Annotated in this window: 23 protein-coding genes and 1 riboswitch; of the genes, 8 read left to right on the top strand and 15 right to left on the bottom strand. The window is 66.1% G+C overall.

Annotation, left to right across the window (positions count from 1 at the left end):
• Window positions 1-104 precede the first annotated feature (104 nt).
• The 3 genes from ACIQXM_RS16015 to ACIQXM_RS16005 are packed head-to-tail and all read left to right on the top strand — an operon-like array spanning window position 105 to window position 2,666.
• Window positions 105-584 (top strand): hotdog fold thioesterase, encoded by a 480-nt coding sequence (locus tag ACIQXM_RS16015; protein ID WP_400933233.1) that lies wholly within the window; start codon window positions 105-107, stop codon window positions 582-584.
• A gap of 41 nt (window positions 585-625) precedes the next feature.
• A complete protein-coding gene (gene paaK, locus ACIQXM_RS16010) occupies window positions 626-1,978 on the top strand; it encodes a phenylacetate--CoA ligase PaaK (protein ID WP_400933231.1) in 1,353 nt (450 codons plus the stop codon).
• A gap of 58 nt (window positions 1,979-2,036) precedes the next feature.
• Window positions 2,037-2,666 carry a TetR/AcrR family transcriptional regulator gene (locus tag ACIQXM_RS16005; protein WP_400933229.1) on the top strand — a complete coding sequence of 210 codons (630 nt, stop codon included), beginning with the start codon at window positions 2,037-2,039 and terminating at the stop codon, window positions 2,664-2,666.
• A 26-nt stretch (window positions 2,667-2,692) separates the two neighbouring features.
• On the opposite strand, the gene ACIQXM_RS16000 is transcribed toward ACIQXM_RS16005, so the two are convergent.
• From ACIQXM_RS16000 to paaZ, 3 genes are all read right to left on the bottom strand, one after another.
• Window positions 2,693-3,262 carry a TetR/AcrR family transcriptional regulator gene (locus ACIQXM_RS16000; RefSeq protein WP_400933227.1) on the bottom strand — a complete coding sequence of 190 codons (570 nt, stop codon included), beginning with the start codon at window positions 3,260-3,262 and terminating at the stop codon, window positions 2,693-2,695.
• Window positions 3,249-4,775, bottom strand: coding sequence for an MFS transporter (locus ACIQXM_RS15995; protein WP_400933225.1), 1,527 nt, complete (start codon window positions 4,773-4,775; stop codon window positions 3,249-3,251). Before ACIQXM_RS15995 ends, ACIQXM_RS16000 begins: the two co-directional genes overlap by 14 nt.
• A gap of 120 nt (window positions 4,776-4,895) precedes the next feature.
• On the bottom strand, window positions 4,896-6,980 hold the full coding sequence (gene paaZ / locus ACIQXM_RS15990; RefSeq protein WP_400933223.1) for a phenylacetic acid degradation bifunctional protein PaaZ: 2,085 nt from the start codon (window positions 6,978-6,980) through the stop codon (window positions 4,896-4,898).
• Between the two features lie 289 nt (window positions 6,981-7,269).
• Between paaZ and ACIQXM_RS15985 the strand changes: the two genes are divergently transcribed.
• On the top strand, window positions 7,270-8,352 hold the full coding sequence (locus ACIQXM_RS15985; RefSeq protein WP_400933221.1) for an SGNH/GDSL hydrolase family protein: 1,083 nt from the start codon (window positions 7,270-7,272) through the stop codon (window positions 8,350-8,352).
• Window positions 8,353-8,390: 38 nt separating this feature from the next.
• Here the strand turns inward: ACIQXM_RS15985 and ACIQXM_RS15980 are convergent, their stop codons facing one another.
• Both ACIQXM_RS15980 and ACIQXM_RS15975 read right to left on the bottom strand, forming a co-directional pair.
• Entirely contained in the window at window positions 8,391-9,470 is a 1,080-nt protein-coding gene (locus ACIQXM_RS15980) for an ATP-dependent DNA ligase (RefSeq protein WP_400933219.1), read from the bottom strand.
• A 21-nt stretch (window positions 9,471-9,491) separates the two neighbouring features.
• Window positions 9,492-10,043, bottom strand: coding sequence for an RBBP9/YdeN family alpha/beta hydrolase (locus ACIQXM_RS15975; RefSeq protein WP_400933217.1), 552 nt, complete (start codon window positions 10,041-10,043; stop codon window positions 9,492-9,494).
• A 78-nt stretch (window positions 10,044-10,121) separates the two neighbouring features.
• On the opposite strand from ACIQXM_RS15975, the gene ACIQXM_RS15970 reads away from it, so the two are divergent.
• Window positions 10,122-11,141, top strand: coding sequence for an LLM class flavin-dependent oxidoreductase (locus tag ACIQXM_RS15970; protein WP_400933215.1), 1,020 nt, complete (start codon window positions 10,122-10,124; stop codon window positions 11,139-11,141).
• 57 nt (window positions 11,142-11,198) lie between these two features.
• A riboswitch (SAM riboswitch) is annotated at window positions 11,199-11,338 on the top strand.
• Between the two features lie 15 nt (window positions 11,339-11,353).
• Complete coding sequence (locus ACIQXM_RS15965) at window positions 11,354-11,740, top strand: hypothetical protein (protein WP_400933213.1); 387 nt, start codon at window positions 11,354-11,356, stop codon at window positions 11,738-11,740.
• Here ACIQXM_RS15965 and ACIQXM_RS15960 read toward each other — a convergent pair.
• Genes ACIQXM_RS15960 through ACIQXM_RS15945 form a run of 4 tightly spaced genes read right to left on the bottom strand, consistent with a single transcriptional unit; the run spans window position 11,694 to window position 15,244 of the window.
• Window positions 11,694-12,419, bottom strand: a complete 726-nt coding sequence (locus tag ACIQXM_RS15960) for a tyrosine-protein phosphatase (protein ID WP_400933211.1) — start codon at window positions 12,417-12,419, stop codon at window positions 11,694-11,696. The genes ACIQXM_RS15965 and ACIQXM_RS15960 overlap by 47 nt on opposite strands.
• A 9-nt stretch (window positions 12,420-12,428) precedes the next feature.
• The gene (locus ACIQXM_RS15955; protein WP_400933209.1) at window positions 12,429-13,277 is read right to left on the bottom strand and encodes a 3-hydroxyacyl-CoA dehydrogenase family protein; all 849 of its coding nucleotides are present in this window, start codon (window positions 13,275-13,277) and stop codon (window positions 12,429-12,431) included.
• Window positions 13,277-14,032 carry an enoyl-CoA hydratase/isomerase family protein gene (locus tag ACIQXM_RS15950; protein ID WP_400933207.1) on the bottom strand — a complete coding sequence of 252 codons (756 nt, stop codon included), beginning with the start codon at window positions 14,030-14,032 and terminating at the stop codon, window positions 13,277-13,279. Before ACIQXM_RS15950 ends, ACIQXM_RS15955 begins: the two co-directional genes overlap by 1 nt.
• The gene (locus ACIQXM_RS15945) at window positions 14,033-15,244 is read right to left on the bottom strand and encodes a thiolase family protein (protein WP_400933205.1); all 1,212 of its coding nucleotides are present in this window, start codon (window positions 15,242-15,244) and stop codon (window positions 14,033-14,035) included.
• Window positions 15,245-15,436: 192 nt separating this feature from the next.
• Here ACIQXM_RS15945 and ACIQXM_RS15940 point away from each other — a divergent pair, with 192 nt between their 5' ends.
• Complete coding sequence (locus ACIQXM_RS15940) at window positions 15,437-15,874, top strand: VOC family protein (protein WP_400933203.1); 438 nt, start codon at window positions 15,437-15,439, stop codon at window positions 15,872-15,874.
• A 28-nt stretch (window positions 15,875-15,902) separates the two neighbouring features.
• Here the strand turns inward: ACIQXM_RS15940 and ACIQXM_RS15935 are convergent, their stop codons facing one another.
• Genes ACIQXM_RS15935 through ACIQXM_RS15915 form a run of 5 tightly spaced genes read right to left on the bottom strand, consistent with a single transcriptional unit; the run spans window position 15,903 to window position 19,653 of the window.
• The gene (locus ACIQXM_RS15935) at window positions 15,903-16,616 is read right to left on the bottom strand and encodes a lysostaphin resistance A-like protein (RefSeq protein ID WP_400933201.1); all 714 of its coding nucleotides are present in this window, start codon (window positions 16,614-16,616) and stop codon (window positions 15,903-15,905) included.
• Window positions 16,617-16,633: 17 nt separating this feature from the next.
• Complete coding sequence (locus ACIQXM_RS15930) at window positions 16,634-17,509, bottom strand: NAD(P)H-hydrate dehydratase (protein WP_400933199.1); 876 nt, start codon at window positions 17,507-17,509, stop codon at window positions 16,634-16,636.
• The gene (locus tag ACIQXM_RS15925) at window positions 17,493-18,221 is read right to left on the bottom strand and encodes a histidine phosphatase family protein (RefSeq protein ID WP_400933197.1); all 729 of its coding nucleotides are present in this window, start codon (window positions 18,219-18,221) and stop codon (window positions 17,493-17,495) included. The genes ACIQXM_RS15930 and ACIQXM_RS15925 overlap by 17 nt, the downstream gene beginning before the upstream one ends.
• Before the next feature lie 41 nt (window positions 18,222-18,262).
• Window positions 18,263-19,039 carry a hypothetical protein gene (locus tag ACIQXM_RS15920; RefSeq protein WP_400933196.1) on the bottom strand — a complete coding sequence of 259 codons (777 nt, stop codon included), beginning with the start codon at window positions 19,037-19,039 and terminating at the stop codon, window positions 18,263-18,265.
• Window positions 19,036-19,653: a hypothetical protein gene (locus ACIQXM_RS15915; protein WP_400933195.1), complete on the bottom strand. Its 618-nt coding sequence runs from the start codon at window positions 19,651-19,653 to the stop codon at window positions 19,036-19,038. The genes ACIQXM_RS15920 and ACIQXM_RS15915 overlap by 4 nt, the downstream gene beginning before the upstream one ends.
• An 833-nt stretch (window positions 19,654-20,486) precedes the next feature.
• On the opposite strand from ACIQXM_RS15915, the gene ACIQXM_RS15910 reads away from it, so the two are divergent.
• Window positions 20,487-21,059 (top strand): hypothetical protein, encoded by a 573-nt coding sequence (locus ACIQXM_RS15910; RefSeq protein WP_400933194.1) that lies wholly within the window; start codon window positions 20,487-20,489, stop codon window positions 21,057-21,059.
• Window positions 21,060-21,078: 19 nt separating this feature from the next.
• On the opposite strand, the gene ACIQXM_RS15905 is transcribed toward ACIQXM_RS15910, so the two are convergent.
• Entirely contained in the window at window positions 21,079-22,311 is a 1,233-nt protein-coding gene (locus tag ACIQXM_RS15905; protein WP_400933193.1) for an MFS transporter, read from the bottom strand.
• Window positions 22,312-22,344 lie beyond the last annotated feature (33 nt).

Genomic DNA, 22,344 nt, shown 5'->3' with positions numbered 1-22,344 from the left:
AAACCGGCCCGGGCGGATGTGACACACAACTCCTCCCTGCTTGACAGCGCCGCCCCTCGCAGGATTACCTAATGAACATTCGGTAACTAAAACGAGAGGGCCCCATGGCTGACACCGGTGTCACCGCCCCAACGCAGGAAAACGGCGTGATCCATCCGATTCTGAAAGATGATTCCGTTGCCCAATGGCTCGGAATCGCGGTGGAGCATCTCGCTCCCGGGGAAGCCCGCTGCAGCATGGTGCTGCGCCCCGACATGCTCAACGGCTTCAGCATGGCCCACGGCGGCATGGTCTTCGCGTTTGCGGACACAGCCTTCGCCCTGGCCTGCAACCCCTCCACGGCAGAGCTCGCAGAGGCGGAGCTGATCACCGTTGCATCCGGCGCGGACATCACCTTCATCTCCTCCGCGCTGCCCGGCGAAACACTGCGGGCCGTGGCCGCGTACCGTGCCTCCTCCGGCCGAAGCGGCGTATACGACGTCGAAGTCACCGCCTGCGCCCCCGGCGGCGGCAGCCGGGTAGTGGCTGAGTTCCGCGGCCGTTCACGTTCCATTCCCAATCCCGCCCGCCGTCCCCGCAGCTGATCCGCTTCACCACTGAGACGCTCCAACGCAAAGGCCCCCCCATGATTTCCTCCCCGTCACTCCTGAAGTCCACAGCAGCAGATCCCGCCAGCCTTGATCCCGAAGAGCGGATGAGCCGCGACCAGATCGAGGCCCTGCAGCTGACCAGGCTGCAGCACACGGTCAAGTACGCGTACGAGCGCGTCCCGCTGTACACGCAGAAGTTCGACGACGCCGGGGTCCACCCCGAGGACCTCCGGGAACTGGCGGACCTCGCCAAGTTCCCGTACACCACCAAGGAAGACCTGCGCCAAACCTATCCGTTCGGTATGTTTGCCGTCCCGCAGGAGCAGGTGGCACGGATCCATGCCTCCTCCGGAACCACCGGCCGGCCCACCGTCGTCGGCTACACCGCAGGCGACCTGGACCGCTGGAGCACGCTGGTGGCACGGTCACTGCGTGCCTCCGGAGTCAAGCCGGGCTACAAGGTCCACAATGCCTACGGCTACGGCCTGTTCACCGGAGGCCTGGGCGCCCACGCCGGCGCCGAGAAACTCGGCTGCACCGTCATTCCGATGTCCGGGGGACAGACCGAACGGCAGATCCAGCTGATCACCGACTTCCAGCCGGACACCATCCTGTGCACCCCCACCTATCTGCTCACCATTGCCGATGCCATGCGCGCTGCCGGCATCGATCCGCGCTCCACTTCGCTGAAGAATGCCGTCCTGGGAGCCGAGCCGTGGACCGAGGAAATGCGTCACGAGCTGGAGCTGTCCATGGGCCTGGACGCCTGCGACATCTACGGCCTCTCCGAAGTGATGGGGCCGGGCGTGGCCGGGGAATGTGTGGAGTCCAAGGACGGCACGCACATCTGGGAGGACCACTTCCGCCCGGAAATCATCGACCCCTTCGATGACGCCAAAGTGCTCGGCGACGGCGAACACGGCGAGCTTGTCTTCACCTCGCTGACCAAGGAGGCCCTGCCGATCATCCGGTACCGGACCCACGACCTCACCCGGCTGCTGCCCGGCACCGCACGCCCGGGCATGCGGCGGATGGGCCGGATCACCGGACGCAGCGATGACATGATCATCCTGCGCGGCGTGAACCTGTTCCCCAGCCAGATCGAGGAAATTGCCCTGCGCATCCCCGCCCTGAGCCCGCACTTCCAGCTGGAAATCACCCGGCCGGACCGGATGGACGAGCTCACAGTCAAGATCGAGCGCCGGGAAGACTCCTCCGCTGACGACTGCCGATCGGCCGCCGCGGAACTGAAGGCACAGATCAAGATCCATGTGGGCTCTTCCTGCATTGTCCAGGTGGCCGAGCCGGGTACGCTGGCCCGTTCCAGCGGAAAGCTCCGCCGCATTTATGACCTGCGGTCAAAAGAGTCCGGCCTGCTGCCCGGCTAATCCCGGCCGGCCCGCGGCGGAGACAAACCTGCCGAACGTTCATGAGAAAATGGGGCCCATGCCTTCCACATCATCCGCCGCCGCCGGGGCGGCATCCGCTGCCGTCCGGCGGGGCCGCCCCGGGTATGACCAGCAGTCAGTCCTCGCCATTGCCGTGGACGTGTTCAACAAGCACGGCTACGAAGCCACCTCGATGGGCATCCTGGCCGAGAACCTGGGCATCACCAAGTCCGCGATCTACCATCACGTTCCCTCCAAGGGGGACCTGCTGCGGCTGGCACTGGACAACGCACTTGACGGCCTGGAGGCGGTGCTCGACGACGCCCGCGCCTCCAGCGGCGCCGCTGACGCCAAGCTGGAGTTCGTGCTGCGCGGAACCATCCAGGTCCTGACCGAGCGCCTGCCATTCGTGACGCTGCTGCTGAGGCTGCGGGGCAACACGGAGATTGAGCGGGACGCCCTGGCCCGGCGACGGGAGTTCGACCACCGGGTGGCCACTCTGGTGGATGCTGCCCGCAGCGAAGGAACCCTCCGCAGCGACATTGATCCGCGCACCACCACGCGCCTGCTCTTCGGCACGATCAACTCCATTGTGGAGTGGTACAAGCCCGGCGGTCCCATTTCCCCGGAGCAGCTGGCCGATGATGTCATTTCCATCATGTTCGACGGGCTGCACGCGCGGTCCTGAGGCCGTCTACAGCCCGTCGGCCCGCGTCATGCGGGCTCAGCCAGCTCCAGCAGCCTCGCCCGCGACGTCCGAAGTTCCGACGCGGTGAGGTAGGGGGTCCCGACGGACCCGGCGAGCCCCTCGGCGGCGAAGCGGACCGCCAGGGAGGTGGCCGGATCCAGCCCATCGGCGGCGAATGCCTCCCGCCACCTCTGTGCGTCCGCGCGAAGGACGCCCTGGATAGCCGGTTCGGCGCTGCCGATGATCAGCAGCAGGGATGTGGGGGCAAAGAGCCGGCGCACCGTGGGATTCTCCGCATCGGTCAGCGCCCGGACATAGCCGCGCAGCAGTTTCCCGGGCCGGTTCTCGCTCAGGTCAACATGGGAATGCACAGCGTCCCAAAGCTTTTCAGACGCATCCGCCAGAATTGCTTCCTCCAATGCGTTCCGGCTGGCGAAGTGATGAGTCAGCGCGCCTTTGGATACCCCTGCTGCCGCTGCAATATCTGCCAAGCTGACACCTCCGCCCTGTACATAAAGGGTCTGGGACGCCGCCTCAATGATCGCTTTGCGGGTTCTCTCCTTGTCCCGTCCGGCGACTGCCTCAGTGGATGGCATGGTCATCTTCTTTCGTGGTCTCTGATGGAATGAGCCGAGCAGCAAGGATCGCGGCAACAACCAGGAGCACGGCAGCAATAAATGAGGTTACCTGCATGCCGTAGGTGAAGGCATGCTGCGCTGTGGTCAGCAACTCCTCGCTGCGGCCGCCCAGATGGCCTGCAGCGCTGGCGAGGGAGTCCTGCACAGCTGCCGCAGTTTGCGGCGGGGTGCCGGCCGGAATCTCCAGCTGCGACCGGTACAGTGCCGTCTGCAGGGACCCAAGGACGGCGATGCCCAGCGCAATGCCGAGCTCATAGGCGGTCTCAGAGATTGATGCCGCAGCCCCGGCCCGCTCGGGCGGCGCCGCAGCCACCACGGCATCGGTGGACAGGGTCATGGCGAGCCCCGTGCCCAGGCCAATCACCGCAAGTGAAAGACCGATGCCAAGGTAACCGGGCAGGCCCTCCGTCACGCCAAGCGCGGCCAGCCCCAGGGCTCCGACCAACAGTCCGGAGGCGATGGCACGTCCGCGCCCCAGCTTCGAGAGCGCCAAACCAACAACGGCGACGACGGCGATGGAAGCAACGGTCGCCGGCATCTCCGCCATGCCTGCCCAGAAGGGCGAGTATCCACGGACCAGCTGCAGATACTGGGAGAAGAAGAACAGCACGCCCAGAAACGCGAAAATGGACAGTGTGTTGGCCGCGACCGCACCGCTGAACGCCGGGATGCGGAACAGGCTGATATCCACCATCGGGGTACGGAGACCGCGCTGCCGCCGCACGAACAACCAGCCGGCGGCCAGGCCGATCAGCACGCCAGCGAGGACAGGCCAGCCCGCTCCGGAGCTGACAGCCTGCTTGATCGCGTAGACCAGCGGAACGATCGCCAGCACCGACAGCACGGCGGACCAAAGATCGATCTTTCCGGCGTCCGGATTCCGCGACTCGGGCAGGAGCCAGAAACCAAGCACTGCGATCAGCGCAATCACGGGAACGTTGATGAGGAAAACTGAACCCCACCAGAAAAACTCCAGGAGGGCACCGCCCACCAGCGGTCCGACGGCGCCGCCGGCCATCGCCCCGGCTGACCAGATGGCAACCGCCCGCGTGCGCTGGACCGGGTCGTGAAACAGGTTGCGGATGATGGAAAGCGTTGACGGCATTACCGTTGCACCGGCGATGCCCAGCAGGGCACGGCTGGCAATGAGAACCTCCGCGGACGGGGCGAAGGCAGCCATGACGGAGGCAACTCCAAAGGCAAGGCTGCCGATGATGAGCAGCCTTTTTCGCCCGATGCGGTCGGCAAGGTTGCCCATCGTTACCAGCAGCCCGGCCAGCACAAACGAATAGATGTCGCCAATCCAGAGAATTTGCGTTGCGCTTGGTGCCAGATCCGCCGTCAGTGCTGGGACCGCCATGTACAGAACGGTCCCGTCGATGGCAAGCAGGGTGACGGCAAGGATAGGGACAATGAGGGCAACCCATTCCCTGCGCCCAGCCCGCGGCGGTACCGTCGGCATCGTGTTCATGCACCAAGGCTAACAAACCAAATGGTTTGCTAACAAGTACGTTTGGTTTGCAAAGAGCCGGCGGGTGTTGCTGGACGGCAACACCCGCCCCGGCGGGCCGGGTTCAGCCGGCTTGGCGGACTACTTCTCCACGAGGGTCAGGACATCATAGGTGGCCACGACGTCGTCGTTCTGGTTGGTCAGCAGCGCATCCCAGGCCACCTCGCCGTATTCATCGGTTTCGCGCGGGGTGATTTTCTTGGCGGTCAGCGTGACCCGGATTGAATCCCCGGCGGCGACCGGAGTAATAAAGCGCAGGTTTTCCAGACCGTAGTTCGCCAGCACCGGCCCCGGCTCCGGGTCCACGAACAGGCCCGCTGCCCAGGACAGCAGCAGGTACCCGTGGGCCACGATGCCCGGGAAAAACGGATTGGCCTCGGCCGCTTCGGCATTGGTGTGCGCGTAGAAGGTGTCCCCGGTGCTGTTCGCAAACGCGGTGATGTCCTCGAGCGTGACCTCCCGCAGGTCCGAACGGACCGAATCCCCGACCCGCAGTTCGGAGAGGTCCTTGCGGAACGGATGAGCTCCGTCGAAGTTGCGGTCCGCCCCGGTGTGCCAGAGGCCGGTGAGGGCAGTGAGCATGTTCGGTGAGCCCTGCACGGCAGTGCGCTGCATGTGGTGCAGCACCGAGCGGATGCCGCCGAGTTCCTCACCCCCGCCGGCCCGGCCGGGACCGCCGTGGATAAGGTGCGGCACCGGCGAGCCGTGGCCGGTGGAGGTGCGGGCGTCTTCACGGTTCAGGATCAGCACCCGGCCGTGGTGGGCGGCGATGCCGAGGGTCAGCTCCCGGGCGGTGTCCGGATCGTTGGTGCACACGGTGGCCACCAGCGAGCCGCTGCCCAGGGCGGCCAGCCGCACGGCGTCCGCCGCGTCGTCGTACCCGATCACTGAGGCCACCGGGCCAAAGGCTTCCACTGAGTGCAGTGCTTCGGCGTTGGCATCGGCCCAGGTGAGCAGGATCGGGGCCAGGAACGCGCCCTCGGCCGCAACACCGCGGGTACCGTCCGCGAGGAGAACCTCCGGAGTATCCAGCGAGCCGTAGGCCAGGGCGGCACCGCCGTCGAGCAGTGTCTGCACGGAGGACCGCACGCCGTCGAGCTGCTCAGTGGAAGCCAGCGCGCCCATGGTCGCACCATCGGCCCGCGGGTCACCCAGGACCACCCGCTCATCAATGCGCGACGCGGCGGCGGCAATGACGTCGTCCACCAAACCGGCGGGAACAATGGCACGGCGGATGCTGGTGCATTTCTGGCCCGCCTTGACGGTGATTTCAGTGACCAGTGACTTGATGAACGCGTCAAATTCCGGGGTTCCGGGCACTGCGTCCGGTCCGAGGATGGCGGCATTCAGCGAATCGGTTTCATTGGTAAAGCGGACGCCGCCCTCGGTGACGTTGGGATGGGCCTTCAGCAGCTTGGCGGTGGAGGCGGAACCGGTGAAGGACACGTAGTCGCGGTAGTCCAGGTGATCGAGCAGGTCCCGCGCGGAGCCGGAGATCAGCTGCAGCGAGCCGGCGGGCAGGATGCCTGATTCGATAATCAGCTTTACTGCCTCAGCGGCCAGATAGCCCGTGGGTGTGGCCGGCTTCACGATGCTGGGCAGACCGGCCAGGAACGCCGGGGCGAGCTTTTCCAGCATGCCCCAGACCGGGAAGTTGAAGGCGTTGATCTGCGCTGCCACCCCCGCAAGCGAGGTGTAGATGTGCTCCCCCAGGAAGGATCCGTCACGCGAGAGCGGTTCCGCGGGGCCGTCCACCAGCACGGTCGAGTTGGGCAGTTCGCGCCGGCCTTTGGAACCGAAGGTGAACAGCACGCCGATTCCGCCGTCGATGTCCACCAGCGAGTCCTTGCGGGTGGCGCCGGTGCGGGCGGACACCTCATAGAGTCCGTCCCGGCGCGCGTTGAGGTAGGCGGCCAGCTCTTTGAGCTTGAGTGCCCGCTGGTGGAAAGTGAGTTCCTGCAGCCCCTTCCGGCCCGTGGTGCGCGCGTGTTCGACGGCGGCCGCCAGATCCAGCCCGGCCGTGCTGACCAGCGCCAGGGCTTCGCCGGTGCTGGCATCGCGGACTTCCGCAGGTTCCGCGGCGGTGAGATCCGAGCGGTCCGGCGTCCACCAGGAGTCCCGGATGTAGCTGGGAACAATGCGGACGTCTATGGCAGTGGAGGTCATCGTTGACTGGCCCTTTCAAAACGGTGCTTGCGGCCGGCGGACCGGCCCCGGGCGGTACAGCATCCAGCGGAGCGGCGCACTGCAGGATAACTGACCGGACGTTCAGTAATGAGATTTAGCGTACAGGAGGATGCTGCGCATCACACTATGATGGCGGCGGCAATCCGGAGCACCGGCCACGGAGCACCGGATATCTACCCGTTCCCGGCGGGTTGCCCCGCCCGCGGTGTCCGCGGGGAGAGTCCGGGACTACCTTGGAGCGCACACCCGCATCCTCAGAAGGAGCATCATGAACGAGTTCGAATCCCCGGCTGCAGAGTCACTGCCCCGGTCCCCCGGCGAATCAGGTGACACTCGTCAGCCCGCCCGGCGGCGCCGGGCCATGCTGGTGGGCGCACTGCTGCTGGGCCTCAGCGGAGCCTTGTCCGGCGTCGCGGCCGGCCCGGCTGCGGCTGCAGACGCTGCGGCCGGTTCCGGCCAGACATCCTCGCCGGGCCCCGGGCAGCAGGCGCGGCCCGACGGCGGCGGGCGCGGCCACGGTTATGGGCACGGACACGGGAACGGTCCCGGCCGGGGCCACGGCAGGGACAAAACGGTTGATTATGTGGCTTTTGGGGACTCCTATGCTTCAGGATTCGGCGGCGGACCGTTGCTGGACGCCTGCCGCCGCACGGCCGAGGGTTATCCGACCCTGCTGGACGCCCTTCCGCGCGTTGAGCTGGACAGTGACCAGTCCTGCGCCGGAGCCACGGCACTGACCACTGACCCGGCGCCGCCCGCCGGCCCGGTGGACCTGCCCGAGCAGATCACCGCCGCCATCTCGGCAGACCTGTTGAACCGGCAGACAGATTTGGTCACCGTCACCATCGGCGGCAACGACATTCGGTTCACTGATGTCATCGCCGCCTGCGCCGGCCCCGCGATCCCGGACACCTGCGCCCCCGCACTGGCGGCAGCGCAGGCCTTCGCGGAAACCGCCGTCGTTCCCCAACTGCAGGCCAGCTTTGCGCAGATCCGCGACGCGGCACCGCGGGCCGAGCTGGTGGTGGCCGGTTACCCCCATCTGTTTGAGGGCAGCACGCCCGGAATCCTGAGCGTCGAGGCACAGAACCTGTTCAATGCCGGCACCGATGCGCTGAACGCCGTCGTGGCCGGGCAGGTGGGCGACGGCACGTTCGTGGACGTGACTGCGGCCTTCGCCGGCCACGGCATCGGGTCCGCGGACCCCTGGATCCTGGACATCACTGATCCTTTTGCCCTGCATCCCACGGCCACCGGCTACAGCGAGGGCTACTTCGCGGCCATCACCTCAGCCGTCGATGTGGAGCGGCTGGGCCATCCGGGCCGGGGCCACTGCCGCGGACGCGGCTAGGCGAACGGCTGGCCGCACGGCCGGGGCGGCGCGGCCGGCTACGTCCCGGCCGGCGCGGTCAGCACTTCCGCGAGATCGAATTTTGCCGGCTCCTCCAGCTGCTCATAGGTGCAGGATTCCGGGCTCCGGTCCGGGCGCCAGCGCAGGAACTGGGCGGTGTGGCGGAACCGCTCGCCCTCCATGTGGTCATACTTAACCTCCACCACCCGCTCAGGCCGCAGCGGAACAAAGGACAGGTCCTTGTTCCCGCTCCAGCGGCTGCCCTCTGAGTTGCGGGGCGTGCGGGTTCCGGCGTCCTGCTTGTCCGCCGTCCAGGGGTGTTCCGCCGAATCGGATATCAGCGGCTGCAGTTCCGAGAACAGTTCCCGGCGCCGGGCCATGGTGAACGCGCCGGCCACTCCCACATTGGTGAGGACGCCGTCGTCGTTGTAAATGCCCAGCAGCAGGGAGCCGACGGCGTCCGGCCCTGATTTGTGCACCCGGTAGCCGGCCAGCACACAGTCAGCGGTGCGCTCGTGCTTGTACTTGGCCATGGTGCGTTTGCCGGGCTGGTAGGAACCAGCGAGCGGCTTGGCCACGATCCCGTCCAGTCCGGCGCCCTCGAATTCCCCGAACCAGCGCTGCGCGGTGCCGGGGTCGGTGGTGCGGGACGTCAGGTAGACCGGGGCGGCGGCACCAGCCAGCGCTGTCTCCAGTGCGCTGCGGCGCTCGGCATACGGCCGCTCCAGATAGCTGGTGTCATCCAGCGCCAGCAGGTCAAAAGCTGCGAGGGCAGCCGGAGTCTGCTCAGCCAAAAGCACCACACGGCTGGCGGCGGGGTGGATCCGCTGCTGCAGGGCTTCAAAGTCCAGCCGCTTTCCGGAGGCGCTGATCAGGATAATTTCACCGTCCACCACGCAGCGCTGCGGCAGGTTTGCCTTGAGTGCCTCCACCAGTTCCGGAAAGTACCTGGTCATCGGTTTTTCATTGCGGCTGCCGATCTCCAGTTCGTCGCCGTCGCGGAAAATAATGGAGCGGAAACCGTCCCACTTCGGCTCATAGGAATATTCCCCCTCGGGCAGCGCAGAAACGGCTTTGGCCAGCATCGGGGCCACGGGCGGCATTACCGGTAGTTTCATGGGCCCATTCTTACCCGACTTTTAGGCGAGGGGAATGGAAACGCCCAGCCCGGCAGCGAAGGCGGTCAGCAGGTCCCGGCCCTGCTGCCAGTTCCCGATGCCGCTTTCATCGTTGATGTGGGTGAGCGGTCCGGCATCGATCACCGGAATGTTCCAGGCCCGGGCCAGCAGCCGCGCGCCGGGCAGTGTGCAGTAGGGATCGTTCTCGCTGGCGATCAGCAGCCCGGGCACCGGCAGCGGGTCCAGCCTCGGATCGCGGAACGAGCCTGCGGTGTCGGGGAACGCGGGCTCGGCGGGATCAGGCGGCGCTACCAGCAGCACGCCGCGGGCGCCTCGTGGATTGCGCAGCAGCCACTCCGCGGAGGCCAGGCAGCCCAGGCTGTGAGCCACCAGAATGGTGTCACCGTTCCGGGACCCGGCGGCAGCATCCAGCGCGTCCAGCCAGTTCTCCAAATTCGGATCATCCCATGACGACGGGGCAATCCTGGACATGTCCTGCGCGTCGGCCTGCCACCGGCTTTGCCAGTGCTCGTCATTGGAACCGCCAATGCCGGGGACGATGGTCAGGTGCATGCTGTCTGCCTTTCCGTTGAAGGCCGCCGCCGGGCGGAAGCCGGGAATATCTCCTCGGAAACCGGTGCTGTTCCTGACATGAAGAAAATCGGTTTCCTGTCCTTTGGACACTACCGCGATGTGCAGGGTTCCTTTGTCCGTACCGCCCGGGACGCCCTGCTGCAGACCGTCGATCTGGCCGTTGTCGCCGAGGAGCTGGGCATAGACGGCGCGTTCCTGCGCGTTCATCACTTCGCCCCGCAGTTCGCCGCACCGTTCCCCCTGCTTTCCGCCATGGCAGCGCGCACGAGCCGGATTGAACTGGGTACGGCAGTCATTGACATGCGCTATGAAAATCCGCTGTACCTCGCGGAAGAAGCCGCGGCAACGGACCTGATCAGCGGCGGCAGGCTGCAGCTGGGCCTGAGCCGGGGTTCACCCGAGCCCGCCCTTCGCGGCTACGAGGCCTTCGGCTATGTTCCCGATCCGGGCAGCACCGACGCGGACGAGGCCCGCAAGCACACCCTGGTGTTCCGGGCTGCGATTGCCGGCGCAGGTCTCGCTGCGGCCGACCCCGTCATGACCGGCAGCTCCGGAGCACTCGCGGTTGAACCGCAGTCGCCGGGGCTCAGCGAGCGAATCTGGTGGGGGTCCGGAACACGGGCCACCGCCAAGTGGACCGGCGAGCAGGGCATGAACCTGATGAGCTCCACGCTCCTAACGGAGGACACCGGAGTTCCCTTTGACCAGCTCCAGGCCGAGCAGATTGAGGTGTTCCGCAAGGCGCGGGCCGACGCCGGCCACGAAGGCACCGGGCTGGTCTCGGTCAGCCGGAGCGTCATTCCGCTGGTGACCGAGACCGACCACCGGTACTTCGGGCTCCGGGCCCAGACGGACTCCCGTGACCAGGTGGGCCGGCTGGACGGCGGACTTGCCCGGTTCGGCAAGAGCTACATCGGTGAACCGGATGTGATCGCGGCGCAGCTCGCTGCCGATGCCGCAGTACAGGCCGCAGACACCGTGCTGATTACGGTGCCGAACCAGCTTGGCGTGGACTACAACGTGCAGCTGCTGGAGAGCCTGGTGCAGCACGTGGCACCGGCAGCGGGCTGGCGATGACATCTGCCGTCAGATGACGGTACCGGCTGTCACCGGCATGCGCTAAGGTGGTGACAGCTTCACGAGAGGCGGCCAACGCACCCGGAGGAATCCGGATCCGTAAAAGCTCCGACTGGCCTCACACCAACCCCATTGTTCGGCGGGTGGTTCGGATGACGAAGCGGCCTGACGCCACCCGGCGCAGGCAAGGACAACCTGTAAAGGAACACACTGTGAGCGCTTCCGGTGATACTCGCTGCGTCAGCTTCTGGCCCGGCCACAACATCCATCAGATCCATGGCAAACGGCTCGCGGGCTTCGACGACTGGGTGGATGCCCAAGCCTATGTAGACGTTGAACTCGGCGTGATCCAGCTGGTCGTGGACGGCCGGCAGCAGCTGATGTGGTTCCACGACCTGCCGACGCTGGCTCTGGCCCTGGAGGGCTCGGGCGGGGCCGCACAGTGGTGCGCGCAGTATTCTTCGCTCCTGGTTCCCGGCGGTTTCGACGGTCCGGCCCGGCGCTCTTTTTTCTACTTGGCCGCGCCGGAGAAGCTCCGGCCGTGTAACGGGATCAGCCCAGCAGCCGGGACCGAAGCCGCTTCATCACAGCAGGGCTGACCCCGGCGGCGCGCAGATACTGCTCCGCGTCCAGTCCTTCCAGGGCGCGGAGCAGTTCGCGGCGGCCGTCTGCCACCCGCGCGTCTTCCTGCTCCGGCGTCAGCGGTTTTTCGCGCGGGTGCACCTGAGTGGAGTGGAAAGCGTTGATGCCGCGGACGGCCTGTTCATAGTCGTCGGCGATCGCTTCCGGCGACGCTCCGGCCAGCTGCAGGAGGAGCGCGGCGATGAGCCCGGTGCGGTCCCGCCCGGCCGAGCAGTGGATGACCACGCCGCCGTCGTCGGCTTCCGCAATGGACCGGACGACCGCCGCGATCTTCTCCGGCCAGCGGCGCAGGTTTTCCCGGTAGTAGCGCGGGGAGTCCATGTAGGGACCGGTCAGCGCCGTGAATTCGGGGTCGTTCGCCTCCTGGGTGGGCCGGGTCAGGAACGTGATTCCTGCGGCAGCCTCCGCAGCCGGCAGCGGATCGGTGTCCCTGCGGCCCTGTTCCTCCGTGTTGCGGAGGTCGACGACGGTGCGGACTCCGGCGGCGCGTGCCTGTTCCCAGCCGCGCGCGGTGAGCCATTCGGACCGCCCCATGCGGAAGATCCGGCCCGGGAGGACGGCGCCGCCGGCGACCGGGATCCCGCCCAGGTCCCGTGCGTTGGCGGCGCCCTCCCAGTCCACGTCGCGGCTGCTCATGACAGCTGTCTAGGACCAGTCAAAGAAGCCCTTGCCGGACTTGCGGCCGAGCTCCCCGAGGGCCACTTTGTCACGGAGGATCTGCGGCGGTTCGAACCGCGGGCCTAGCGTGGACGCCAAGTACTCGGCGATGCCCAGGCGCACATCCAGGCCCACGATGTCGGTGGTGCGCAGCGGTCCGGTGGGGTGCTTGTAGCCCAGCACCATGGCGGCGTCGATGTCTTCGGCGGACGCCACGCCCTCTTCGACCATGCGCATGGCTTCCAGGGCAATCGCCACGCCCAGCCGCGAGCTGGCAAAGCCCGGGGCATCGTTGACGGTGACGGGCGTCTTTCCCAGGTCCCGCGCCCAGGAGACGGCGGCTTCGGCGAGCTCTTCGGAGGTCTGCTTGCCCAGCACCACTTCGATCAGGGCGGAGGCCGGCACCGGGTTGAAGAAGTGCAGGCCGCAGAAACGTTCCGGGCGCTGCAGCTTTTGTGCCAGCTCAGTCACGGAGAGCGAGGACGTGTTGGAGGCCAGCCAGGCCTGCGGATCCAGCTGTTCCTCGACCGCGGCCAGGGCAGCGGCCTTAAGGCCAAAGTCCTCCGGCACCGCTTCCACCACCAGCCCGGCCGCAGCAAAAGCAGCGTAGTCGGTGGACACGGACAACCGCCCGGTCAGGTCGGCCAGGCTTTCGGAAACGGTGGCGCGCTCAACACTTTTCGCCAGTGCGGACGCCACGCGGTCGTAGGCTGCGGAGGCGGCGTCGTCGTCGCGCTCCACGACGACGACGGCGGCTCCCGCAGTGCAGAAGGCGTGCGCGATGCCCGCCCCCATCCGTCCGCCGCCGAGCACTCCTACTGTGGAGGGAACTGCCATTACTTTTTCTTCCTCTCAAGGAACGCTGACATGCGGTCAAACTTGGCCTGCGATTCAAACAGAATCCCCTGCGCCAAATTGTCGATGGCGGGGTGGGCGTCGGCCGGGGCCGCGAACACGGTTTTGGTGAGCCGGACGGCCAGCGGATCCTGGCGGGCAATCCGGTCCGCCAGCGCTTGCGCTGCGGCCGGCAGGTCTTCCGGCTCGGCGAGCTCGGTGACAAGGTGTGCGGCCAGCGCTTCCTCGGCGTTCAGCACCCGTCCGGCCAGCAGGATCTCCTTGGCCAGCGGTTCGCCCACCAGTTCCTTCAGCCGCCAGCCGGCACCGGCAGCTGCCAGGATCCCCAGCGAGGTTTCCGGGTTGCCGATCTTGACGCGGGGTGTGCCAATCCGGAAGTCCGCGGCGAAGGCCAGCTCCGCCCCGCCGCCCAGGGCATATCCGTCCACCGCGGCGATGACCGGCATCGGCAGTTTGGCGATCCGGGCAAACACGGTGGAGTTGATGCCGCGGAGGGCGTCGTCGCGGCGGCGCTCGCGCAGCTGGGCAATGTCCGCACCGGAGGCGAACACCCCGCCGCTGCCGGTGAGGATGAGGATTCGGGGGTTCTCTTCGAGATCGGCGCAGAGCAGGTGCAGCTCATCAACCATGGCGGCGTCAATGGCGTTGCGGACCTCCGGGCGGTTCAGGACCGCGGTGACGCGGCCTTCGCCCTCGGTGACCTGCAAGGTGGTGAAGGACGAGTAGTCAGCGCCCACTTAGACAGCCTCGACCAGCATGGCGGTGCCCTGGCCAACACCGACGCACATGGTGGCAATCCCCCGTGTTGCGCCCTCGCGCTCCATCCGGTTCAGCAGCGTGATGGCAATCCGGGATCCGGAGGAACCCAGCGGGTGCCCCAGTGCAATGGCGCCGCCGTCGTTGTTCACAATGTCCTCATTCACGCCCAGCCGGCGGATGCACGCCAGCGACTGAGTGGCAAAGGCTTCATTCAGTTCAAAGGCGCCGACATCGGACAGCTTGACGCCGCTGCGGGCGAGGACCTTTTGGGTGGCGGGAACGGGGCCGATGCCCATGATTTCCGGCGGCACTCCGGCGGACGCACCGTCGACAATCCGTGCCCGGGCAGTGAGTCCGTATTCGCGGATGGCCCGCTCGGAGGCGACGATGATGGCGGAGGCGCCGTCGTTCAGGGAGCTGGCGTTGCCGGCAGTGACGATGCCGCCGGGCTTGACCACGGGGCGCAGCTTGCCCAGGACCTCGGCGGTGGTGCCCTCGCGCGGACCTTCATCGGTATCTACCACGGTGTCGCCCTTGCGGCCCGGGACCGTTACCGGAACGATTTCGGCCTTGAAATGTCCGGCAGCAATGGCGGCCAGTGCTTTTTCATGGGAGCGCACGGCGAAAGCATCGGCGTCCTCGCGGGTGATGCCGTCCACCGCCGCCAGTTCCTCGGCGGTTTCCGGCATGGAATAGGTCATCTTGCCGTCCCGGGCGAGGTCCCCGGTGGCGAAGCGCTCGTTCACGAAACGCCAGCCGATGGAAGTGTCAAAGGTTTCTCCGGGCTTGGCAAAGGCCTTGGTGGGCTTTTCAGTCACCCAGGGCGCACGGCTCATGGATTCAGTGCCGCCGGCAATGACAATATCCGCTGCTCCCGCCTTGATCATGTGCGAGGCCATGATGATGGCCGACAGCCCCGAAGCGCACAGCCGGTTCACAGTAATGCCGGGAACGTCGCTGGGGAAACCTGCCAGCAGGGCGGCCATCCGCGCCACGTTGCGGTTTTCCTCACCGGCACCGTTGGCGTTGCCGAGGATGACTTCGTCGACGACGGCGGGGTCCAGTCCCTCGCGCGCCACCAGTTCCTGCAGCGTCAGTGCCGCCAGGTCATCGGGGCGCACGCTGGACAGGGCTCCCCCGTACCTGCCCACCGGGGTCCGAACTCCGCCCACCAGAAATGCTTCCGCCATGACTGCTCCCACCGTCTGCGTGTTGCCGGCCGACGCCGGCGGACACCAATTACTGACCATTCGTTCTGTAAAGAATTGCACGGCGGAGGAACGCGGTCAATGTGGGCAGGCCAGCATGACGGACAGCTTCTGCGGACAGGACTTGTCCACAAGCCCGCAGCGAGCGGAGTAACGGCTGGTTAGGCTCGCCGCATGACATCAACTATCCAGATCTGCATTGACTGCGAAAACGCCCATGATCAGGCCGATTGGTGGGCGGAAACCCTGGGCTGGGTGCTGGAACCCACTGACCAGGAGTTCATCGAGTCACTGCTGCAGCAGGGATTCGCCGGTCCGGAGCAGCTGATTGAACACAACGGACAGCGGGTATGGAAGGATGGCGCCGCGATCTGCCGGCCGGGTGAGGAAGCGGCACCGGGCCGTCTGCGGATATTGTTCCAGCCGGTTCCGGAGCCGAAGACGGTGAAGGACCGCATCCATTTGGACGTTCGCCTGGATGGCCGGAGCATGGACGAGGCCCGTTCGGAGCTTGAAGCCAGGGGCGCAGTGTTTCTCTACGCGGCAAGCCAGGGCCCGTCCACCTGGTACACAATGGCTGATCCCGAGGGCAACGAATTCTGCATCGCTTAGGTATCGGGCGGCTTACGCCATGTGCCGCTTATTGCAGCAGCTCGGCCGGAATCGCGTAGGTCAGCAGGACGGCCAGCAGGTTCTTGGCGGCGTGCACGGCATAGGAGAGCATGAAGTTGCTGCCCGCCCAGACAAAGACGCCCACCAGCACGGCTCCCATCACCAGGTACGGCAGCAGTACGGCCAGTGCCGGCGCTTCCTTTCCCGCAACGTGGATGCCCGCGAACAGCACCACCGAAATGACGCAGCAGACCCAGATGTTCAGGTACCTGCTCAGCTTGCCGATCAGCAGATGGCGAAAAATGTATTCCTCCACGAACGGGGCGATCAGCACCAGGAGGGGAATGATCAGCAGCGGAGGAAGGGATACCACCAATCCTTGGACCGCTTCCTGGTTCACCGCCGTTTCCGGAGGCCCGGTGAGGGCCGCAGCCACGGCGGTGAGCAGGAGCATGGCAAAGACGCTGGCGGGAATCACCGCCAGCGTCAGCCAGGGACGCGCGGCAAGGAGCCGGGCCTCCCGGACGGCAAACCGCCATGAGGCCCAGAGTGCCAGCGCCCCGGCCGAGAGATAGAACACCAGATTCACCACATAGCCCGCCAGCACCGGATCCGGTATCAGCCGGGTCAGTCCGGGAATACCGAGTCCCGGTGCAAAACTGAAAATCCCAACAAACAGCACATAGAAACCGGCCGCAATAACGTCGCGGCGGGTAAACGCGCCGGACAGGGAGGCCGGCACGCGGGGGTCCGCCACGGCTAAACGGTCAGTTCCGCCATGACGCGCGGCATGGCTTCCAGGAGTTCTCCGGCCAGGAAGCTCATGGGACCCTGGGCCGCCGAGAGGCGGTCGCCTGCCGTGGAGTGCAGATAGGTTCCCCAGCAGGCGGCCTGTTCGGGGCTGGCTTTTCGGGCGAGGAAACCGGCGATGGCACCGGCCAGGACATCTCCGCTGCCGGAAGTACCCAGGCCGGAGTTACCGGCGGGCACCTCCCAGCGGCGGCCGTCCGGAGCCGTAATGAGCCCCTGGGCCGCCACGACTGCCTGATACTTGGCCGCAATGTCGAGGGCGGCCTGTTCCACGTCAAGGTCTGCCTCCGGATCGAGTTCAAGGAGCCGGGCCGCTTCCTTCTTGTTCGGAGTCAGCACCAGGCGCCCGGCCCAAGACTTGTAGGCCTCCGGATACTGGTGCAGTACACCGAGGGCGTAGGCGTCCAGGACTATCGAGGTGCTGTCTTTCAGCAGCGGAGCAATCCCCTGAAGCAGCTCACCGGTGGAATCGGCGTCATCCAAACCTGGGCCCACCACCACCACGTCGGAAGTTTCCAGGTCGGCTTGCATGGCCTTCGCTGCCCGGGAGCCGGAAATCACGCCGTCGTCTTCAGGCAGCGGGGCGCATCCTGACTCCGGAACAGCCACAGCCACGGCCACGGCCACGGATTCCGTGACGGCTAGGGTCAGCCGGCCGGCTCCTACCCGCAGGGCAGCGCGGCCGGTGAGCATGGCGGCCCCGGGGGAACGGCGCGCGCCCCCCACCACCAGGACATTGCCGCGGTCTGACTTGCCGCTGGCCTCACGGTTGACCTGCCACCCCTTGAGGAGCGCCGGGGTTACGGGTTCAGCGGGGGTGGACATTGTTTTCATCTCCTGCATGCTCGGTGACCGGGGCACCGCCGGTTTCCAGATGGTCCACGGCGTTGAAGTCCGCCAGATCCCAGCGGCCTTTGCCTTCCGGACGCACCAGACGGGTAAGGGAAGCATTGCGGACACTGGTACTGGAGGCAATATCCAGCAGTTCGGCCTCGGTCAAACCTTCACAGATGTACCGGATCAGAAGGATCACCGCGTCGTGGCAAACGACGGCCACACGCCGGCCGTCCTCTTCGTCATCCAGGTCCCGCAGCACCGAACGCAGCCGCAGGGCGACGTCGGCCCACGACTCCCCGCCCGGCGGCCGGTAGGAAAACTTGCCCAGCCAGCTGCGCCGCTGCGCTTCCTCGGGAAAGCGTGCCTGGACCCCCGCGGAGGTGAGCAAGTCCAGGATGCCCAGCTCCCGGTCGCGCAGCCGTTCGTCAAGGCGGGGGTTCTCCAGCCCGGCGAGTTCAGCAGTTTGCCGGGCCCGCAGGTACGGCGAGCACCAGACGGCTTCGGGGCGTTCGTCTTCCGGCAGGGCGGCAAGCCAGCTGCCAAGGGCTTTCCCCTGGTCCCGGCCGGCGTCGCTGAGCGGAACGTCCGCGTCCCGCACGCCAACCTCGATGACTTCCGCGCCGGAGCGCTGTGCTGCTGTGGCAGCGACGTTGCCGGCGCTTTCGCCGTGACGGATGAGGACCAGTTCAATTGCACCCATGCCCCGACTCTACTCCGCGTCCGGAAGGCAGCCCCGCTTCTTCAGACCCGGTCCTTTCGGACGGTCCCGGAGGAAGTACTGCTTTTCGCGTCCGCGGAAGTGCTGTCCTTGCCGCCGGCGGCCGGTGTCCGCCGCTTCACCCGTTTTCCGGTGCCCGGCGTGCTGGAGGTGGACGTGATGTCCTGCCAGAAGTTGCTCCAGAACGCCTCCTGCTTTTTGAAGGTCTTGGGAACGGGCCCGCGCTCACCGCCGGGGCTGCCGGTCTCGGGAGGGCCTGAAGGATTGCCTGCTTCCTCGGCCTGGACCGCCGCCAGCGCGGCGGCTACCGGAGCGTTAAAGGCGAGGTCGCGCATGATCACATCAAATTCCGCCAAGCCGAAGTCCCCGAACTGGCTCCGTGCCGTGACGGTGTACCCGAACCTCATCCCCCGCAGCCGGGCGGGTTTACTGAGGGTGAGGGCAAGCCGTGCGCCGCTGCCCAGATTGGCCGACAGGTTCCCGGTCCGCAACAGTTCCCGGAAGTCCCGGACCCGGATAACCGGGGACAGGGGAAAGAACTTGCGGAGCTTTGGAGCGAAAGCCGCTGCGTCTCTTTTGGCAGCGACTCCGCTGATCACCAGTCGGGTTACTTCCCGCAGGAACAGCAGGCCGGCCAGCCACAGCCACGCATCCCACTGGAGAAGGGACAAGGCACCGTCGGGAAACGGCTCCCAAATGTTGCACGCCACAAGGGCGGCCAGAGCCGCCGCCCGGCGGAACAGCCGGATCCGGCTGTAGGTGCGCGTGTTGGTGACAAAGGAGAAGGTAGATGTTTTCACTTCAGTTCGTCCCGCCGCAGCTCCGCCAGGGCCTCCGCCTCGTAGGTGAGCCGGGTGGCATCACGCACTCTGCCCTCCAAGTCCCAGGTTACGGCGGCAGGGATCGGAGACAGTCCGGCAGGAGCAAGGTCGGGAACCTGTTGGTCCAGCGTCTGAAGCCGCTCCCGGTAGCCGCGTTTGAGGTCCCGGAGGCGGGCCTCGTTCTCCTTTTCAAGCCGGACCTGTTCAAGCCCGGCCAGAGCTTCAGTCAGCCGGGCCGCCGCGGCATCGATCTTGGCCACTATTCCAGCCGCACCGCGGTGGCGTTCCTTGACGGCGGCGCGCGCCTCGGCCACCTCCGTCCGGGCTTTCTCGACGTCCGCGAGCAGCGCCGCCGCGGTCCCCGCCAGTTCTGCGGCGGGTTCTGAATCCTGCGGCTGCGCCTGCACCTCGGCGAGCAGATGGTCCCGGCGGCGTTCAAAACGGGCCGCCAGGTCCGCGAGATATTCCAGATGCTTGTCCAGGAATTTTACTTGGCCTGTCAATTCCCGGCGGGCTTGCGCGGCCGGGATCCGTGCCCGCTCCAAGCGCCGCATGGCGGCCTCAGCACCGATAACGTCAGACCGATTCCCCACAGCGCTCCCCCTGAATTAACCTGTTGTCCACGACAATACCAAGGCTCCGGCGGCTGGCCTGACGGACAACGCAGGGCATGTTTTGCGAAGAATGCTGAGTATCCACAACAAAAATACACCGGGTAGTTTTGTCGAAACCTTGATTCCGGCTCCCCTATTGTGTTTAGGGTCTGGGATGGACCTCATCAGAAAAAGCACCCGGAAGGAATTCAGTACGGCCGGCTATTTCCCGAGGAGCGCAAAACCCCGCAGAAGCCAGGCCGTGCATCTCTTCCTTGCCTGCTCCCTTACCGCTGCCCTCGCGTCCTGCTCGGCCGGCTCGGCTGGCTCCGCGGACGAGCCGCAACCTTCAACCCCTGCACCCTCCGCCCAGCAGGCAAGTCCTGCTGCCTCCCCTGATGCGGACATGGCTGCACTGCAAGACCCGCTCGCGGACAAACCCTTGGGGACCGCTCCGGCACGGACGGTAATTTCCAAGAAGGGCACGGGGAGCGGGACTTACCAGGTAAAAGGCGGGCTGGCACCCGGACAAACGGTATTGGTGACCGTCTCCTGCCGGCCCGGTTCCCGTGCCGCAGTGACGGCCACGGCCACGCCACTGATTGATTCGAATTTTCCCTGCAGCAATATATCGGAGGCCTCATATACCAGCGCCCCGGTCCCCGAGTCCCTGCCGGAATTCGCAGTCACCGTAACCACCGACGAGGAAACCCCCTATTGGCTTGGCATTAGGGTTGCCGATGCCCAATAAGGCGGACTTCACTCCGTTGCCTAAAACAGCCAATTAGCCAAACCCCTTGAATCAGGCGCCGCGGATGTGCTTAGGGTTATCAATGGAAAATACACTTTGGAACCGCTCAACGGACATTTCCAAGACTTCCAGAAAGCCTGTGATCCTGCTGGCTTGTTCCGCGGCGGTCCTCTTGGCATCCTGTTCCGCCGGGCCGGCGGACGGCACTGCCGCAGGGAGTTCAGCCAGCCCGGAACCGTCCGCTTCTTCGGCCGTTCCGTCACCCACTGCCGAAAGCGAGCCGCTGTATGAGCCCTTGTCAGCGGAATCAAGGTCGTATCCGCCGGAAGAGCTGGTGCTCTCCGAAAAAGGAACAGGTACCGGCAGCTACGTCATTGAGGGCGGATTGAAGGAGGGCCAATATCTCACCGTTGCGCTGAATGCCACGTGCACACCGGGTGAAAAGGTTGCCCTGAGGACGGAACCCGCCATCGGCGGCATCGGCAACCATCTTTGCGAAGACTTGCCTTTCGTGATGTACAACCGCGCCTCGGAGGTGGCAGTTCCGGATTTGGAAGTCGCGGTCGAGACTTCGGCCGGCGGCACCTTCTGGGTTCAGGCGCGGGTTTCCGATGATGCAACTGTCGTTGAGACAAAGGCGGGCACCGGCCAGTAGCTCTCCCGGGGAAAGCAGCTTATGTGCGGGTGCGTTGGTCCACTTTGCCGCCGTTGCGCACTGTGAACGTCAGCAGGAAGGCGACGGCGGCGAAGGCCGCCAACAGCATCAGCCCCACAAAGTAGCTGCGGTTGGCTGGATCATAGGTGGCTCCCATGACCAGGGGCGGGAAATAGCCGCCCAGTCCCCCGGCGGCCGCGATGATCCCGCCCACGGTGCCCACGTCCTGTGCCGGAGCTGCGCGGCCCACCCAGGCAAACACGCCGCCGGTGCCCAGTCCCAGGAACAGGGCCATCAAAATGAACGCCGTGCCGTACACGCGTTCCTCTTCCGGCCGCAGCGCCACGACGACGGCGAGGACCACGGTTCCGGCCAGCGAGGTCAGCGTGACCAGCTTGGGGCCCACCTTGTCCGCAATCGTGCCGCCGATCGGACGGGCGATCACGGCAGCCACAGCAAATCCGGCAGTGCGTGTCCCTGCCGCGGTGGCGTCGTAGTCGTAAACGTTGCCCAGATAGGTGGGCAGGTAGTTGGAGAACGCCACGAACGCGCCGAACACCACTCCGTACAGGAAGCACAGCTGCCAGGTCACGCGCAGGGTGAAGGCATGGGTGATCTTCGGCAGCACCGGTTCAGTGGGGGCAGACCAGGCCGGTGACTCGCGCAGGATCAGCCAGCTCAGCACCGCCATGACCGCCACGACGACGGCGATGGTGATGTGGGTGCCCATGTAGCCGACGGCGGTGACCAGCCGCGGGGTGAAGAAGGCCGAGACGGCCGTGCCCACCATGCCGGCCCCGAAGACGCCGGTGGCGAATCCCTTCCGGTTGCGCTCGTACCAGGCCGAACAGAACGGAATGCCGATCGCGAACACCGTGCCGGCAATGCCCAGGAAGAACGCAATCACCACCAGGAACGGGAAGTTCCCCATTTGTCCCACTATCCCGGTGAGCAGCACCAGGGGCGCGGTGATACCCAGGATGACGGTGAACATGATCCGACCGCCGTACCGGTCCGTCATGGCGCCCACGGGGATGCGCGCCACGGACCCCACCAGGATGGGCATGGCCACCAGAATGGAGGTCTGGCCGGCTCCCAAATCCATGTCCGCGGCGTACCGGCTGGACAGCGGACCAATAATCGTCCAGGCCCAGAAGCCCACCGTGGACGCCACCGTGGCAACAATGAGGTTCCTCAGCTGCCCGGATTTCAGGTTCACGGCCGGCGCCGGGGACTGCGCTGAAGCTGGCATGGCAAACTCCTCTCGCTCCGGGCTGGTGCCGGG

The sequence above is a fragment of the Arthrobacter sp. NPDC097144 genome, assembly GCF_044762205.1.
Classification (GTDB): Bacteria; Actinomycetota; Actinomycetes; order Actinomycetales; family Micrococcaceae; genus Arthrobacter_B.
Note: the sequence above shows the minus strand (reverse complement) of the source record. Positions and strands in the feature narration are given on the sequence as shown.

What these genes read in the sequence shown, in the direction of transcription:
- ACIQXM_RS16015 (WP_400933233.1), top strand. Translation starts at nt 105, where the DNA reads ATGGCTGACACCGGTGTCACCGCCCCAACGCAGGAAAACGGCGTGATC.
- paaK (WP_400933231.1), top strand. Translation starts at nt 626, where the DNA reads ATGATTTCCTCCCCGTCACTCCTGAAGTCCACAGCAGCAGATCCCGCC.
- ACIQXM_RS16005 (WP_400933229.1), top strand. Translation starts at nt 2,037, where the DNA reads ATGCCTTCCACATCATCCGCCGCCGCCGGGGCGGCATCCGCTGCCGTC.
- ACIQXM_RS16000 (WP_400933227.1), bottom strand. Translation starts at nt 3,262, where the DNA reads ATGCCATCCACTGAGGCAGTCGCCGGACGGGACAAGGAGAGAACCCGC.
- ACIQXM_RS15995 (WP_400933225.1), bottom strand. Translation starts at nt 4,775, where the DNA reads ATGAACACGATGCCGACGGTACCGCCGCGGGCTGGGCGCAGGGAATGG.
- paaZ (WP_400933223.1), bottom strand. Translation starts at nt 6,980, where the DNA reads ATGACCTCCACTGCCATAGACGTCCGCATTGTTCCCAGCTACATCCGG.
- ACIQXM_RS15985 (WP_400933221.1), top strand. Translation starts at nt 7,270, where the DNA reads ATGAACGAGTTCGAATCCCCGGCTGCAGAGTCACTGCCCCGGTCCCCC.
- ACIQXM_RS15980 (WP_400933219.1), bottom strand. Translation starts at nt 9,470, where the DNA reads ATGAAACTACCGGTAATGCCGCCCGTGGCCCCGATGCTGGCCAAAGCC.
- ACIQXM_RS15975 (WP_400933217.1), bottom strand. Translation starts at nt 10,043, where the DNA reads ATGCACCTGACCATCGTCCCCGGCATTGGCGGTTCCAATGACGAGCAC.
- ACIQXM_RS15970 (WP_400933215.1), top strand. Translation starts at nt 10,122, where the DNA reads ATGAAGAAAATCGGTTTCCTGTCCTTTGGACACTACCGCGATGTGCAG.
- ACIQXM_RS15960 (WP_400933211.1), bottom strand. Translation starts at nt 12,419, where the DNA reads ATGAGCAGCCGCGACGTGGACTGGGAGGGCGCCGCCAACGCACGGGAC.
- ACIQXM_RS15955 (WP_400933209.1), bottom strand. Translation starts at nt 13,277, where the DNA reads ATGGCAGTTCCCTCCACAGTAGGAGTGCTCGGCGGCGGACGGATGGGG.
- ACIQXM_RS15945 (WP_400933205.1), bottom strand. Translation starts at nt 15,244, where the DNA reads ATGGCGGAAGCATTTCTGGTGGGCGGAGTTCGGACCCCGGTGGGCAGG.
- ACIQXM_RS15940 (WP_400933203.1), top strand. Translation starts at nt 15,437, where the DNA reads ATGACATCAACTATCCAGATCTGCATTGACTGCGAAAACGCCCATGAT.
- ACIQXM_RS15930 (WP_400933199.1), bottom strand. Translation starts at nt 17,509, where the DNA reads ATGTCCACCCCCGCTGAACCCGTAACCCCGGCGCTCCTCAAGGGGTGG.
- ACIQXM_RS15925 (WP_400933197.1), bottom strand. Translation starts at nt 18,221, where the DNA reads ATGGGTGCAATTGAACTGGTCCTCATCCGTCACGGCGAAAGCGCCGGC.
- ACIQXM_RS15910 (WP_400933194.1), top strand. Translation starts at nt 20,487, where the DNA reads ATGGAAAATACACTTTGGAACCGCTCAACGGACATTTCCAAGACTTCC.
- ACIQXM_RS15905 (WP_400933193.1), bottom strand. Translation starts at nt 22,311, where the DNA reads ATGCCAGCTTCAGCGCAGTCCCCGGCGCCGGCCGTGAACCTGAAATCC.